General features: G+C 63.1%; 10 protein-coding genes. 5 read left to right on the top strand and 5 right to left on the bottom strand.

All coding sequences use genetic code 11. The features are described 5' to 3' along the window. Positions 1 to 76: 76 nt before the first annotated feature. Positions 77 to 2,104 carry a CocE/NonD family hydrolase gene (locus DZK26_RS07285; RefSeq protein WP_116898791.1) on the bottom strand — a complete coding sequence of 676 codons (2,028 nt, stop codon included), beginning with the start codon at positions 2,102 to 2,104 and terminating at the stop codon, positions 77 to 79. Positions 2,105 to 2,223: 119 nt separating this feature from the next. On the opposite strand from DZK26_RS07285, the gene deoC reads away from it, so the two are divergent. From deoC to DZK26_RS07260, 5 genes are all read left to right on the top strand, one after another. Beyond that, positions 2,224 to 2,967, top strand: a complete 744-nt coding sequence (gene deoC / locus DZK26_RS07280; RefSeq protein ID WP_116898792.1) for a deoxyribose-phosphate aldolase — start codon at positions 2,224 to 2,226, stop codon at positions 2,965 to 2,967. After that, a complete protein-coding gene (deoA, locus tag DZK26_RS07275; protein ID WP_116898793.1) occupies positions 2,967 to 4,295 on the top strand; it encodes a thymidine phosphorylase in 1,329 nt (442 codons plus the stop codon). Before deoC ends, deoA begins: the two co-directional genes overlap by 1 nt. A 1-nt stretch (position 4,296) precedes the next feature. Beyond that, positions 4,297 to 5,535: a phosphopentomutase gene (locus tag DZK26_RS07270; RefSeq protein WP_116898794.1), complete on the top strand. Its 1,239-nt coding sequence runs from the start codon at positions 4,297 to 4,299 to the stop codon at positions 5,533 to 5,535. Continuing rightward, entirely contained in the window at positions 5,532 to 5,939 is a 408-nt protein-coding gene (locus DZK26_RS07265) for a cytidine deaminase (protein ID WP_116898795.1), read from the top strand. Before DZK26_RS07270 ends, DZK26_RS07265 begins: the two co-directional genes overlap by 4 nt. A gap of 73 nt (positions 5,940 to 6,012) precedes the next feature. Further along, entirely contained in the window at positions 6,013 to 8,187 is a 2,175-nt protein-coding gene (locus DZK26_RS07260; protein WP_116898796.1) for a bifunctional diguanylate cyclase/phosphodiesterase, read from the top strand. Between the two features lie 75 nt (positions 8,188 to 8,262). On the opposite strand, the gene DZK26_RS07255 is transcribed toward DZK26_RS07260, so the two are convergent. From DZK26_RS07255 to DZK26_RS07240, 4 genes are all read right to left on the bottom strand, one after another. Further along, positions 8,263 to 9,948 carry a hypothetical protein gene (locus tag DZK26_RS07255; RefSeq protein ID WP_116898797.1) on the bottom strand — a complete coding sequence of 562 codons (1,686 nt, stop codon included), beginning with the start codon at positions 9,946 to 9,948 and terminating at the stop codon, positions 8,263 to 8,265. A gap of 127 nt (positions 9,949 to 10,075) precedes the next feature. Continuing rightward, the gene (locus DZK26_RS07250; RefSeq protein ID WP_181918447.1) at positions 10,076 to 13,210 is read right to left on the bottom strand and encodes a TonB-dependent receptor; all 3,135 of its coding nucleotides are present in this window, start codon (positions 13,208 to 13,210) and stop codon (positions 10,076 to 10,078) included. A 31-nt stretch (positions 13,211 to 13,241) separates the two neighbouring features. Further along, positions 13,242 to 14,408, bottom strand: coding sequence for a lipopolysaccharide assembly protein LapB (locus DZK26_RS07245; RefSeq protein WP_181935619.1), 1,167 nt, complete (start codon positions 14,406 to 14,408; stop codon positions 13,242 to 13,244). A 32-nt stretch (positions 14,409 to 14,440) separates the two neighbouring features. Beyond that, a complete protein-coding gene (locus DZK26_RS07240) occupies positions 14,441 to 15,073 on the bottom strand; it encodes an energy transducer TonB (protein ID WP_116898800.1) in 633 nt (210 codons plus the stop codon). Between the last annotated feature and the right edge of the window lie 5 nt (positions 15,074 to 15,078).

Raw genomic sequence — 15,078 nt, 5'->3', positions numbered from 1 at the left:
CACGGAGTATATCAATGTTTATTGATTTGGATCAGTCGGCTATGACAACTGCAAAACGGCGGCTCGCTGCTTTGCCCTAAACCAGATCCCTGGGAATGGACTCGTCCCAGTTGTCGCTGTAGACGCGTTTCTCGCCTTCGTCGGAAAGCTCGTAGGCGTCGATGTTGGCATGCAGCAGGAAATGCGTGGCAGTCGAGGTGATGAACGTGCGTGTAACGGTTCGAATCTGCCAGTCGCCGCGCGCGAGCGTTCGTTCGGAAACGACTTTAGCCCGGGGTGAATGAAAATCGTCGGCCACCGTGGTGTATGTCTCCACGGTTTTCTTGGCCACCGTCATATCGATGTCGTCCAGGTGAAAGCAGCCGTCGTCATTGATGACCTCGAGCGTCGACTTGTCCAGTGCCAGATCGCGATGCACGAGCCAGTTGTGGTGTCCGGCTTCGATGTGCGTGACCGGACTCGGCGCCGTCCCCTCCGGCGGGTCGAACTCCGGCAGCGCCGCGTCTGCTTGGGTCGGTTGTCGTTGCGGCAGAACCAGGCAACTGTTTTGCGTGTGCACATGCAGGCATACCGGTTCCGGCGGTGGCCAGGCCAGTGGCCAGTAGGAGGTGGAAAGCGACAACCGCAGGCGATGGCCGGCCGGAAAGACCTGGGCGATGGCGTTCAGGGACACACGGACGCGATAGACCTTCCCGGGTTCGAGCGGCTCGGGACACTCGCTGCTGTCGCGATGGGTGAGATTGAGCAAGCCGTAGGTGATGCGCGTGGCCTTGTCGTCCGGCGCCATGTCCGACAGCCGCGCGGCAATCATCGCCACCGGCCGGTCGGATGAAATCTCGAGATCCAGATAGGGTTCACCCATGATCTCGAAGGTTTCCTCCAGCGGCTCGCTCTGGAAAACCAGGGCGCCGCCGTCTTCCTCGCGCTGGTCGTGTGCGAGATCCGGCCCGGCGGCGTAGGAACACCATTTGCCCGCGAACAGGCCCACCGTCAAAGGTGAACGAACGGTGGTCGCGTAAGGTTCGGGTTCGTCTCTAGCCGGCACCAATCCTTCACTGGATAGGGCGAGATGCCGCTCACTCACCCGCTCGGCCGGCCATTCGGACTCGGCTACCCAGCGCCCGGGGCGCTGCTTGTAGTAGGTCACCGGGGGCACGCTGTCCTGCATCCACACGCGCAGCATGGGCTCGTCCATGATGCCGCTGTCCGTATCCTTGAGCCACTGATCCCACCAGCGCACCACTTCCTGGACGAAGCCGATGGCCGGTCCCGGAACGCCCTGGTGCGGGTATTTGTGGCTCCAGGGCCCGATCAGGCCCTTGCGCGGCACCTGGAGATGCTCCATCAGCCGGAACACCACGTTGGAATAGCCGTCCGCCCAGCCGCTGACGGCATAGACCGGGCACTGGATGGCCGAATAGTCCTCGCAGACGGAGGCGTGCTGCCAGTACTCGTCGCGTCGCTGGTGCTGCAACCACTTTTCCAGCCACAGTCCGCTGCCCTCGAGCCGATCGAACCACATCTCGCGCCAGCGATCGCCCACCAGGTCGGGATCCGGCGGCAGCGAGTTGTAGGCGAACATCACCGAGGCCCAGGAAATGTTGTCTCCCAGCAGGCAGCCCCCCATGTGGTGCACGTCGTCGGCGAAGCGGTCGTCGGAGGCGCATACGGCCACCACCGCCTTGAGCTCGGGCGGTTGCAGCGCGGCGATCTGCAGGCCGTTGAATCCACCCCAGGAAATGCCGATCATGCCGATCTTGCCGGTGCACCAGGGCTGGCTCGCCAGCCACTTGAGCACTTCGCAGCCGTCATCGAGTTCCTGCTGCAGGTACTCGTCCTCGAGCACGCCGTCGGATTCGCCCGAGCCGCGCAGGTCGACCCGCACGCAGGCATAGCCGTGACCGGCGACGTAGGGGTGCATCACCTCGTCACGCTGGGCCGTCCCGAAACGCTTGCGGTAGGGAATGTATTCGAGAATAGCCGGCACGGGCTCGCCATCGCGTGGGCGCCAGATGCGCGCGGCGAGTCGGGTGCCGTCGGACATCGGGATCCAGACGTTGGCATCCTCACGGATGGGCCGTGGCAGTTCGTCGATCGTTTTCATCAGCAGATCGTCCTTATTGTCGGCACCAGGAAGAGCCCGTCGACATTCCTGTCGCCGGGGATACGTTCGATGATACCTTCATATTGCAAAATTTACGTCCCTGAAGGTGCGTTCGAAAGATGACTGAAGCGGCAACGATTGCGCAATTGGCCCTGCGACTGATGGACTTGACACGCCTGGAAGCCGACGACGACGAATCGGCGGTCCGGTCCCTGTGCCGCCGTGCGGGAACACCGTTTGGGCCGGTGGCGGCGGTCTGCGTCTATCCCCGCTTCATTCACGTTGCACAGGACGTGCTGAGCGAGGAGAAACTGGCCGGCCGGGTGCGGGTTGCCACCGTCGTCAATTTTCCGGGCGGGAGCGAGAGGCCCGATCGGGTAATCGCCGAGATCCGCGAAGCACTCGAAGCCGGGGCCGATGAAATCGACCTGGTCTTTCCCTGGCGCTCACTTCGCGAAGGCGATGCGGAGGCCGGCCGCAAGCTGGTGATGGCCGCGCGGAAAGCATGCGGCGAACATCTCCTGAAGGTGATTCTCGAAACCGGCGAGCTGGCCGACGCCCAATTGATCCGAAAGGCCGCCGAAATCGCCGTCGAGGCCGGCGCCGATTTTCTCAAGACCTCGACCGGCAAGGTGCCCGTCAACGCCACGCCGGAGGCCGCGCGCATCCTGCTCGAGACCATCCATGACAGTGGAGCCGAGGTGGGCTGCAAGGTCTCGGGCGGTATCCGGACTGCCGGGCAGGCCAGGGAGTATCTGGAAATCGCCGCCGGCATCATGGGGAAGAACTGGATAACCCCCGAGCACTTCCGCTTCGGTGCCTCGGGCCTGCTCGACGATCTGCTGGCCACTCTGGAAGATTGATGCAGTTTCGCGAGATACTCAGACAAAAACGTGATGGCCGTGCGCTCGATGCCGCAGCCATCGAACAACTGGTCGAGGGCATCACCGACGGCTCGCTCGGCGACGAACAGCTCGGTGCTTTTGCCATGGCCGTGTTTCTCAACGGCATGGAAGACGGCGAATGCGTTTCCCTGACCCGGTCCATGCGTGATTCCGGGCAGGTCTTGCGATGGGATGACCCTGCCCTGCCCGGCCCCGTGCTCGACAAGCATTCCACCGGCGGGGTCGGCGACGCGACTTCCTTGCTGGTCGCACCCATCGTTGCCGCCTGCGGCGGGTTCGTGCCCATGATCGCCGGGCGCGGCCTGGGCCATACCGGCGGGACCGTTGACAAGCTGGCGGCCATACCCGGCTACGAAGTCTCGCCGCCCACCGCTCGTTTCCAGGAGATCGTACGTGACATCGGCTGTGCGATGATTGGCCAGACGGCGGACCTCGCGCCGGCCGACCGTCGCCTCTACGCGGTCCGCGACGTCACCGCCACGGTGGAATCGGTGCCCCTGATCGTCGCCTCCATCCTGTCGAAGAAACTGGCCGAGGGGCTCGAAGGCCTGGTGCTCGACATCAAGACCGGTAACGGTGCGGTCATGACCGACCCCGACGAAGCGCGTTACCTGGCCCGTCGGCTGACGGAAGTCGGCACACTCGCCGGCGTGCGCACGCACGCCCTGCTGACCGACATGAGCCAGCCGCTGGCCGACAGCGCCGGTAATGCCCTGGAACTTGCGGAAGTCGTCGATTGCCTGCGCGGCCAACCGCGCCGGGACACGCTCATGACACTGAGCCGGGAGCTGGCGATCGAGACGCTTCTGGCCGGCCGCCTGGCCGAAGATCGTGACACGGCAAGGCAGCAAGTCGAATCGGCGATCGAAAGCGGTCGCGCCGCCGAACGCTTCGCCGCCATGGTCGGCGAGCTCGGTGGACCTTCGGACCTGATCGAGCGGCCGGACAAGTATTTGCCCGAAGCGCCGGTCGTCGAAGACGTGTACGCCGATCGGCCGGGTTTTGTAGCGTCCTGCGACGTTCGCGCCATCGGCATGGCCGTGGTGGATCTCGGCGGCGGGCGCCGCAGTGCCGACGACCGGATCGATCCGGCGGTCGGTCTCAGCGGCCTGGCCCAGATCGGCGACGATGTGGGTACGGATCGTCCGCTGGCTCGAATCCACGCGCGCAGCGCAGACGACGCTGAACGCGCCGCAACAGCCGTTCGAGATGCCTGCCGAATCAGCGAACAACCTGCCGAGCGACCGGAACTGGTCTCGGAAAGACTGACCCCCGGAGAATCCTGATATGCCGCGTGCCCTCGTGATCGTGCTCGACTCCTTCGGCATCGGTGCATCCGCCGACGCCGAACGCTTCGGCGACGCCGGGGCCGACACGCTCGGTCATATCGCCGAGTATCGAAGCCGGAACGGCCGGCCGCTGTCGTTACCCAACATGGCGCGGCTGGGGCTGTTCCATGCCCATCGCGCCAGCACGGGGCAGCTTGCCGCCGGCGTCACCCTGCCGGACCGGGTGGACGGCGCCTGGGGTTATGCAAAAGAGATCTCCAGCGGCAAGGACACGCCCTCGGGCCACTGGGAAATGGCCGGTGTGCCCGTCCGCTTCGAATGGGGCTATTTCAGTGACAGGGAGAACAGTTTTCCGCCCGAGTTGCTCGAAGCCCTGATCGAGCGCGCCGATCTGCCGGGCGTGTTGGGTAATTGCCATGCCTCCGGCACGGAGATCATCGCCAGGCTCGGTGTCGAGCACATCGAGACCGGCAAGCCCATCGTCTACACCTCGGCCGATTCCGTCTTCCAGATCGCCGTCCATGAGCAGTTTTTCGGCCTCGAGCGGCTATACCGGCTGTGTGAAATCGCACGCGAGTTGCTCGACGACTATTGCGGCGACAATCCCATCGGGCGCGTCATCGCGCGTCCTTTCGTGGGCAACCACGCCGGCGACTTCAAGCGCACCGGCAACCGCCGCGACTTCAGCGTGCCGCCGCCCTCGCCCACCGTGCTCGAGCGCCTGGTCGACGACGGCGGCGAAGTCATCGCCGTTGGCAAGATCGCCGACATCTTTGCCCATCGCGGAATCAGCTCGACGATCAAGGCCGACGGCAACGCGGCCCTGATCGAGGCCACGCTCGAGGCGATGGATAAGTCCGCGAATCGCAGCCTTGTGATGACCAACCTGGTCGATTTCGACATGGTCCACGGCCACCGCCGTGATCCGGAAGGCTACGCTGATGCCCTCGAGTACTTTAATAAGAAGCTCCCCCATCTCATTGAAAAAATCGATGATGATGACCTGCTTATCTTGACCGCCGATCACGGCTGCGACCCGACCTTCGCCGGCAGTGATCACACGCGCGAGCACGTTCCGGTCCTGGCCCGGGGCGCGGGCCTTCCTTCGGGGTGTATCGGCGAACGGGCGACTTTTGCCGACATCGGCCAGACGCTGGGGGCATTCTTCGGGCTCGCTCCTCTCCCCGACGGCGAGAGCTTTTTGACAAGCGCCGAGCAGGCAATGGAGACGCCATGAGCGAAGCGATCGAACAGCAGTTGCTCGAAGAACTCAAGCGATTGCGAAAAAACGCCTATGCCCCCTACTCCGATCACCCCGTAGCGGTGATTGTCGAAGCCGCTTCGGGCAAGCGATTCGGTGGCAGCAATGTCGAGGTGGCCCACTTCAAGAGCGTCTGCGCCGAGGCCTCGGCCATTTCGGCAATGATTGCCGCCGGCGAACGCTCCATCCGCAGCGTCTGGGTGCTGGGTCCCAACGATCACCCGTGCACACCCTGCGGGGACTGCCGGCAGAGGCTGCGCGAGTTCGGTGCCGGAACGATGGTCATTCAGGCCGTCGACGAGCACGGCACAGTCACTCGGACCCATACGCTCGATCAACTTCTGCCGGAGGCTTTCGGGCCGCAGAACATCCCCGTCTGACGGACTGGCGGTGCAACTGGATTCCGGGGTACGCTGGAGCCGTAAAAGCAAGGGAGAGCAAGCATTGCGTTGGATGGCAGTTCCTTTACTGCTGCTCTGTCTTCAGGCCGCGGCGGAGGAGGTCGTCGTGGTCGGGGGAGAAGACGGCTACCGCCCCTACGAAACACTCGACAATCGTGGACGCCCGGTCGGATTCAACATCGACCTGATGCGCGCCATTGCCGAGGCCGGCGATTTCGAGGTGCGATTCGAACTCGGCGAATGGGACGAGATGCGGGATGCGCTGGCCACCGGCCGCATCGACGTTCTGGGCATGTTCGTGTCGCCACGACGAGAAAACACCGTGGATTTCGCGCGTCCGCACGTCATCGTCCACCACCGGATCTTCATTCCGAGCGGCGGCACGCCCATCGCACGGATCGAGGATCTCGAGGGCCGGCAGGTCATCGTCCAGCGCCGGGCCTACAGCCATGAATATCTGCTCCAGCACCATCCAGACATCGAGCTCACCCTGGTCGACAGCGATACGGAAGGTCTGGAATTGCTGGCCGGCGGCGAGCACGATGCCGCCCTGCTGACGGAACATCGCGGGCGCTATACGCTCGAACGGCAGAATATCGAGAACCTGGCGGTTTCCGGTCCACCCGTTTTGCCGGTCGAGTACGCCCTGGCCGTCAAGCAAGGCAACGATGAGCTGCTGGATAGGCTCAACGAAGGGCTCGACCAGGTCATGTCGAGTGGTGAATTCGATCGCATCTACGCGCGTTGGTTGCGGCCGTTCGAGGAAGAGGAGCAGGCCACCAGCCGCACGGTAATGGTCACACTCATAATTGTCGCCCTGCTGGCAGCGCTGGCGCTCGTATGGTTGTCCAGAAGGTTGCTGGTTTACCGCCGCGAGATCCATGCCGCACGGCAGCAGCTTGCCTACCTGCGCGAGCACGACACACTCACGGGATTGCTTTCGCGGCACGCCCTGGAGCGGCGCATCGATGAACTCTGCCGCAATCCCGGATCAGGCGAGCACAGCCTGCTCAATATCAACGTCGACCAGTTTCGTCTCGTCAACGAGCGGCTCGGGCATGCCCAGGCGGACAAGCTGTTGCAGAGACTGGCTCATCGCCTGAAGGCGCTGCTGCCGATCCATGCGGAAATCGCCCGCCTCGGCGCCGACGAGTTCGCCGTTCTCCTGACCGACACCGACCAGGAGTCGGCCCGCGAATCGGGTCACGAGATGATTTCGGACCTGGCTTCCCGCCCGCTATCCGATGGCGACGATCATCAGTCGGTCACGCTCAGTATCGGCCTGGTGACCTTTTCCGACGGCGAAGACAGCATCGAACGCATCCTGCGGCGAGCCGATTGCGCCTGTGTGGCAGCCAAGGAGGATGGCGGTAACCAGATCCATGCCTGGCATCCGGAAGACCAGCGACTGGCGGAGAAATATGGTGAACTCGGCTGGGTGCACCGTATCCAGTCGGCCTTGAATGAAGGCCGAATGCTGCTCTACTGGCAGTCGATCGTGCCGACCAGCGAACCCCCTTATCGAACAAACAGTATCGAAATACTGATCCGGATGCAGTCCGAGGACCCGGACGAGGCGACCATTACAGCTGCACAGTTCATGCCCGCAGCAGAGCGCTATTTCATGACTGCACAGATCGATCGCTGGGTTGTAAGCTCGGTGCTTGGCTGGATGGAAAACAATCCCGCTGTGGTCGAGATGCTCGAGCGCGTCAATATCAACCTTTCCGGTCGAAGCCTGGGTGACGCCCGTTTCCTGAACTTCCTCGACCGGCGCACACGAGAACACGCCAGGCTGCTACCGAAGCTGTGCATCGAAGTGACCGAAACGGCATTGATCAGCAATATCGAGGCGGCCAGGGAGCTTCTGGAGCGACTGCACCGTAGCGGATGCCGTATCGCACTCGATGACTTTGGAACAGGCGTGTCGTCGATGAATTACCTGCGTCAGTTGCCGGTGGATTATCTGAAGATCGACGGCAGCTTCGTGCACGGTATCGACCGTGATCCCGAAGCCTTCGAATTCATCAGCGAGGTCAATCGCCTCGGCCATGCCATGGGCAAGATCACGGTTGCCGAATGTGTCGAGTCCGAGTCTCTCGCGCAATGTCTGATGCGGGCCGATGTCGACTACATGCAAGGCTATCTGATCGATTATCCGCAACCACTGGACGATCTCGAGTCCCACCTTTCATCGCAACGAAGCACTGCATCGAAGCGGTCCTGACCTGAACAAAAAATGGCCCCGCCGAAGCGGGGCCCGAATGCTGCAATGGGTCTGTCTGAAGAATGAAGCTTGTGCTTACTGGCCCAGCGGTGCGGTGCGGTCGAGACCGACCGTCCAGCCCCTGGTCCAGTCAGCTCCCGTGCCCGAAATTGCACCGGCGTAGTCGACGTTGTCGAAGAAGTCGTCTTCGAACGGGACGGCGCCGATGCCGATGGCCGGCGAGTTGGCGTTCGGGGCGTAGTTCGACAGTCGCGGGTTGGCTTCGACGTTGCCCGGGAAGCTGAAGAACCAGTTGGAAACGCTGAACAGGTCTTCGCCATCTTCGCTGAAGGTTTCGCCGCAGCCGCCGACGACGCTGTTTTCGATGGTCAGGTTTTCTTCGTTCTCGAAGGTCGACTCGTTGTCGATATCGAGACAGAACTCGCCGAAGCCGGTCACCACGGTGTTGGCGATGTTGGCGCCGGTGCCTTCACGCAGCAGGATGCCGATGTCGGTGTTGGACTGGCCGATGTAGGTCATGTTGGCCAGCATCGGCTTGGCGCGCGGAGTCGAGTCGTTGGCGTCGCCGTTGTTGTCGGCCTCGATACCCTGGTCGCCGTTGTCGGTGTACTGCTTGGCGAGAACGAACTGTGCCTTGCCCTGCCAGCCCTGGGTCCAGTCGAGGCTGTCGTCGCCGATGCCGGTCAGGACCAGGTACTTGGCGTTGACCGTGCCGCCGAAGAACTCGACGCCGTCGTCTTCGTTGAGGTGGACCTGGATGTACTCGACCGTGGTGCCGTCGCCCACGCCCTGGAAGGCGATGCCGTTGAGCTCGTTCTCTTCGCTGAACTGGCGGCCGGCGTTGGAGACGACCATGTAGCGCATGACGCCGCTGTTGTCGTGCGGGTCGTTACCGCCGTAGGTTCCGGAATTGCCCTCGCCTTGCGCGGTGCAGGGATCGGTGCCTTCCGAGCAGCCGTTGATCGGGGCGAAACCGTTGATGACCACACCGCCCCACTCGGCACGCGTGGCGGCGTCCGGGCCGCGCATGATGATCGGGTTGCTGGCCGTGCCTTCGGCAAAGATCTGGCCGCCCTGCTTGACCACCAGCGTGTCGGTATCACCCAGGGTGCCGCCGACCAGTTCGGTGTTGGGCTCGATCGTCAGAGAAGCGCCGTCGTTGATGATGAGCTGGCCCTGGATCAACCAGGTGATTTCGTTGCTCAGTGCGATGTCGGAATTGACCTCGCCGCCGACGATGCACGAGCCCTCGAGCGGCCCGGCGCTGGCAAAATCGGGACAGCCTTCGAATTCACGCTTGACGATACATTCAGCACCCTGGGAAACGGGTGAGAGATCCAGCGTGCCGGTTCCATCGTCACCGTTATAGTCCAGGGTCAACTGGTCGCAGCTGTCGAAGCTCAGCGTGCCGGTGCCCCAAATTTCCTGGCTGGCGTCATCTTCGGTGAACTCCGGGCCAAAACTGCCGCCCTCGAGCTCGTAGAAGTCGAGCTCAGCGATATTGGTGTTCTGATCGATCGAGCCGAAGCCCGTCAGCCACAGCGGAGCTCCATCACGGAAAGTGAACCACTGGGCAATCACGGCATTTCCAAATTCCTGGTTGTTGGAGGGAACGATATCAACGATCACCCCACGGCCACTCTTGCCCTCTTCAAAGTAGTTACCGGTGAATTCTTCATTGACTACGAAAGCGTTTGCCGATCCGATCAGCATTGATCCGGCCGCAAACGCCACAAGGTTGCGCTTCATATGTTTGAGCATGCTTGTTTCCTCTGCTTTCATTTCGCGAGTGAAGGACGATGAACTACCGTCATCATGCTCAGCGTATTGGGCCTGGGTGTCAGATCCGTGACCTGTACATGACCGATTCTTTACAGCCCTTGGGATTTCAGTATTCCCAGCTGACACCCAGGCTGAATTCGCGGCCACGCTTGTAGCGTTGCGTGACCTCCTCGCCCTGGCGGATCTCGAACTCGGAATCCAGAAGGTTGCCGAACTCCGCCTTGAAGTCGAACAGATCGAACCATCGCCACTGAAACACCAGGTCAAGGTCGGGCGCAGGTTGTTCTATCTTGTCGGGCGCGCCCAGCACGCCGACTTCGACGATGCGCTCGCCCACCGTGTTGAGCAGCAGGGTGGCAGAGAAGTCCCGTTCCTCGTCGTCGTAACCGATCTGGACGTTGGCCACATAGGGCGACTGTCCCTGCAGCGGGCGGGATTCATTGGTCAGGATGCCGAGATCCTCGATGAAGATCTCGGACTCGACCCTTGAGTAGTTGCCGGCCAGGTAGAGCCGATCCCACACCGCTTCGTTACCGAGAAAATTGCCGAAGAAGCCGAGGCTCTTGCGCCACTCGAGTTCGACACCGTAGTTTTCGGCTTCGTCGGCATTGGCGTAGGTCAGACGCTGCTCGACGCCGGCTTCGACGGTTACTTCGATCGGGTTGGCGATGGACTTGTAGAAGAGCCCGAGCGAAATCAATTCGGAGGGCTCGGGATAGTATTCCCAACGCAGATCCATGTGCTCGATCCGGGACGGTACGAGTTCGGCGTTACCGATCACTTCGCGATTGAGGACCGGGTCGGTAAACGGTGCCGGTGAGAGCTCCTTGAAGTCCGGGCGCACGATCGTTTCGGCGTAGCTGGCACGAAGTTGCTGGTTTTCAGTCATGTACCAGGTTGCCGAGTAGGCTGGAAGCCGGTCTTCGTCGGACAACTCGGCAACCACCGGAGTGGCGCCGGGGTTGAGCAGCTGGAACGTCGTGACGTTCTGCTCCCAGTCCTCGACGCGAACACCCCCGGTCAGGCGCAGACGTTCGAAGAAAGTCATGTCGAGGTTGGCGTAGCGGGCATCCACTTCGAGCAATGCCGTGTAGTTGTCCGTCTCGCGCGTGGTTTCCTTGAGCACCAACCCGCCCGGGCCGATGAACTCCGGGTTCAGGAAGGTTTCCGGGTTTTCATCACGGCGCAGATCGAACGGCAGGCGGTTCGTGCCATCGAACTGGAAGCGGCGAATGCTGGAGTCGCGTGACTTGTCCAGGCGCCGAGCGCCGAAACTTATGTTGCCGGTCATCCAGTCGAAACCGAACGGCACTTTCAGGTCGATGCCGTAATCAGTCGCATCGTCCTCCAGCTTGGAGAAACGCCGGACGAGATTGTCGGAACGACGCGAAAAGATGAAGTCGGACTCGTTGTCCGGATCGTATCGATAGCGCCGCTGGTCGGGCACGTCACGCCTTGCGCGCGAGTCCGCGTAATCCCACTCCAGCTTGGTCTTTCCCAGTGATTCAAACGTATGTTCACCACGCAGCTGGTGGGAAAGCAGTTCGCGCTCCTCCCACTCCAGTTCGGTGAAGCGGACGATGCCATCCTCGTCCAGGTTGTAGCCTTGCTGGATGAAGGTCTCGTCCTGAGTCTGCCGCAGCAGCATCGAGGTCAGATCGATGCGGTGATTCTCCCTGTACTGCAGGCCGGCCGTGAGGAAGCCACTGAGCTCGATATCGCGCGTGGAGCGCTCGACTTTGTACTCGTCATTCGAACGCAGGCTACCGTCGCCCAGGGGAATGAAACTCCGGCGTTCTTCGCTGCGGGTCTGCCAGGAATCGGACCACATCACCGCCGTGGTGATGCCCGCCGTCCAGTCGTCACTGAATTCGAACAGCTTGCCGCCTTCGACCGACAAGCCCAGGTCCGGCCCGACCTCCTCGCGTTCCGCCTGGTAGATGGCGGGGAAGGATTCGCCGAGCATCTCGAGCTCTTCCTGCGATATACCGTCGGGGTTGAACGGCCCCGCGGCCGTCAGTGTTCCGCCGTCCTCGACGGCATCGGCGATGGCCGACGGCAGTTCACGGGTTCCGTCGTCCATCCCCAGGAAGTCGCGATCGCCGCCTTCATAGGTCAGGCCGTCGGTGAATGTCGTGCCCTGCCGCCCGCCGACGGAGACGCTCATCTCGAGAAAGTCCGCTTCCGGGATACCGCGCGTGCGGATTTCCACAACGCCGCCGCCGAAATCCCCCGGCAGGTCCGGCGAATAGCTTTTCTGCACGCGAATCGACTCGATCACGCCGGTCGGGAAAAGGTCGAGCGGCACGACCTTGCGCGTCGGGTCCGGGCTGGGCACGTTGGCGCCGTTGAGCAGCGTACTCGAGTAACGTTCACCGAGACCGCGAATGAAGATGAACTCCCCGCCGACCAGGGTCAGCCCCGTCACGCGGGCCAGCGCGCTGCCGGCATCGCCGTCGCCCGAGCGCGAGAACTGCTCGGTGCCGATGATATTGGACACACCCGAGGTGTCCCGCTGCTCGGCGATCACGGAGGTCACGCTGCCCTGGATATGCGGCTCGACCACGACGTATTCGGCCAGCTCCAGGCCGGACGGCGGAAGCTCGAAGTCTCGCTGCGTTTCGCTTTCACGCTGGATCCGGACGCCATCGACGGTGCGCGTGGCGAACTCGCTGTGGAGAACGGACACGGCGTATTCACCGGTCGGGACTTCGATGCGGAACTGACCATCCTCGTCGGTGCGCGCCTCGACGGGGGTGCCGCTGACGAACACGCGCGCGCCGGTCACCGGCGAGCCGTCTTCGGTCGAGACGACGCGGCCGGTGAGCAGGCCACTGCCCTGCTCGCCCGCCGGCGCTTCCGGTGCGCCCCGCGGCGCGGGCTGCCGATCGCCCTCGTGAGAACTCTCGATGCTGACCCGGGCCTGCCGGTCCGGGCCGGCCAGGGTGATGATGTAGCGGGCGACTTCACCCTGGCGCACTTCCAGCGGCAGGGCCGCCAGGGCCAGGGCGTGTTCGTAGACGGCCAGACGCGTGCGCCCGGGTTCGACTTGTCCGCGCCAGGCGCCGTCGGCGTTGGTCAGCCCGAACTGCTCGCCGATTTCGACGCGAAGGCCGGGCACCGGCCGCCCGTTTTCGAACACGAGCACGCTGATATCGCCCGCGCTGTCGTCCTGGGCGCTCGCCTGCGCGGCAATCAACAGAAGGAGCACTGTCGCCAGACAGATTGCCCTGGGCAGCATGATCATCGAATACCTCGGAAACATTGGCGGATCAGGTACACAGCCACGGCTCGTCGCGGCACTGCTCCATGGCTCGTCTGAGCTCGTTGGCCTTGCGGAACAGGTCGTCTTGCGTCAGCCGGGCCAGGTGGGATTCGGCCTGCTCGTAACGGCCGGTCTTGAACAGGGCGTAGGCCAGCGCATAGCGAATGTCTTCTTCGTTGAGCAGGCCGGTACGGACCAGGTCCGACTCCATGCCGGCTGCCTGGTCGAAACGGCCCAGCTCGATGAAGATAGCCAGGCGCTGCTTGAGCTTTTTCGACTGGTCGATGACCCGGGCGTTGAGCGTGAGCGCCTGCATCAGCCAGCCGGCCCGGCGATAGAGTTCGGCCGCTTCGGCCATCAGGGCGGGATCCAGCCTTGCGGCTTCGTGAAGGATGTCGGCGGCCGGCAGAACCTTGTCGAGCTCCAGCCAGGTCTGGGCTAGCACCCGCGCCAGGCGCACGTTGTCGCTGTCCTCGAGCCTGGCCGATTCGAGAATGCTCAGCGCCTGCTCGTATTCACCGGCTTCGCGCAGCGCGTTCCCGATGGCCAGGGCGTCATTCGCCGTGGCCTCGCCCTGCGCCATGAAACGCTGGCCGAGCGCGGCCGCCTCCTGGTAGAGCCCCTGCTCGACCAGCAGATGAACCTGCTGGCGCGTGAAGTCCCCGGCGCGATCCGGAAAGCGCCCGGCACCCTTCGAGAGCACCTGCCAGGCGGACTCGAGATCGCCCATCTGCCAGTGCGACTGGGCCCGCATGAGATAAACCGAAGGCAGGTCGGTGGTTTCGGAATCGGCGCCGTCGAGCGCTTCGAGGGTGCCGGCATGATCTTCCCGGCCGAAGCGGGCCTGGGCCAGGTAAAGCCAGACCACGTCGGCGGGCGGCTCCTCGCGCTCGCGCCCGGCCTCGAGCGCGCGCTCGAAAGCGGCCTCGGCCCGGGACAGTTCGTCGAGGTTGAGCGCCACCAGCCCGTCGAGGCTGTGGTACCGGACCCGATCGACATCGGGATCGTCCACGTCGATTGCCGCCAGTACGCCGCGTGCTCGCTCATAGTTGCCGTCGCCGATCAGCAGCGCTGCCAGCGACAGGCGCTCGACTTCGTCTTCCGGCTGTGATGCGGGTTCTTCCTGGGCGCCTGCCGTATTGCCAAGCACCAGGATCAAAATCAGCCACAACATGCGCATGATGGCGGGAATCTCCTTGCCGGCGCCTAGCTGAGATCGAAGCGAATGCGCTGCTTGGCCCACACGCGCACGTTACGCCCCTGGTACTGGGCGGGCTCGAAGCGCCAGTTCTTGATGCCCTGGACCGCCGAATCCTCGAAACGGTCGTCCGGCCCCGATTCCAGCACCTGGACCTTTTCGATCTCGCCGGCGGCGCTGATCAGCAGCGACAGCACCACGTAGCCTTCAACGCCGTCCTTGCGCGCGGAGGACGGGTAAGGCAGCGGTGTCTGGCGGGTCGGCCGCGGCGGCTGATCGACCGAATCGTCGGTCATGACCACGTCCCGGGTGTCGCCCAGCAGCTCATCGCGCAGACTGCCGAGGTCATCGGACGTGATTCCCGGAATGCCCATGTCGATGCCCGACAAAGAGGTATCGAGATCCACCATCGGCGGGTTGATATCGCGCGAGCGCCGGGGTTCGGGCTGTTCGCGCTTGACCACCTTCTTCGGCGGCGGCTCTTCCTTGCGATCGACCTGGAAGCTTGTCTGTTTGGTCAGTTCTTCCGCCTCCGGCCCCTTGGCCAGGCGATTGATCATCAGCAAGGTGCCGATGATGAGAACCGACCCCAAAAACATGAAGGTCAGGCCGTAGGTCCATTTCCTGATTTCTGAAGTCATGCGTC

This window comes from Wenzhouxiangella sp. 15190, from assembly GCF_003417465.1.
In the GTDB taxonomy this organism is placed as follows: Bacteria; Pseudomonadota; Gammaproteobacteria; order Xanthomonadales; family Wenzhouxiangellaceae; genus Wenzhouxiangella.
Note: the sequence above shows the minus strand (reverse complement) of the source record. Positions and strands in the feature narration are given on the sequence as shown.

Coding starts and splice junctions, on each gene's coding strand:
- DZK26_RS07265 (WP_116898795.1), top strand. CDS start 5,532: ATGAGCGAAGCGATCGAACAGCAGTTGCTCGAAGAACTCAAGCGATTG.
- deoC (WP_116898792.1), top strand. CDS start 2,224: ATGACTGAAGCGGCAACGATTGCGCAATTGGCCCTGCGACTGATGGAC.
- deoA (WP_116898793.1), top strand. CDS start 2,967: ATGCAGTTTCGCGAGATACTCAGACAAAAACGTGATGGCCGTGCGCTC.
- DZK26_RS07250 (WP_181918447.1), bottom strand. CDS start 13,210: ATGCTGCCCAGGGCAATCTGTCTGGCGACAGTGCTCCTTCTGTTGATT.
- DZK26_RS07255 (WP_116898797.1), bottom strand. CDS start 9,948: ATGCTCAAACATATGAAGCGCAACCTTGTGGCGTTTGCGGCCGGATCA.
- DZK26_RS07245 (WP_181935619.1), bottom strand. CDS start 14,408: ATGTTGTGGCTGATTTTGATCCTGGTGCTTGGCAATACGGCAGGCGCC.
- DZK26_RS07285 (WP_116898791.1), bottom strand. CDS start 2,104: ATGAAAACGATCGACGAACTGCCACGGCCCATCCGTGAGGATGCCAAC.
- DZK26_RS07260 (WP_116898796.1), top strand. CDS start 6,013: ATGGCAGTTCCTTTACTGCTGCTCTGTCTTCAGGCCGCGGCGGAGGAG.
- DZK26_RS07240 (WP_116898800.1), bottom strand. CDS start 15,073: ATGACTTCAGAAATCAGGAAATGGACCTACGGCCTGACCTTCATGTTT.
- DZK26_RS07270 (WP_116898794.1), top strand. CDS start 4,297: ATGCCGCGTGCCCTCGTGATCGTGCTCGACTCCTTCGGCATCGGTGCA.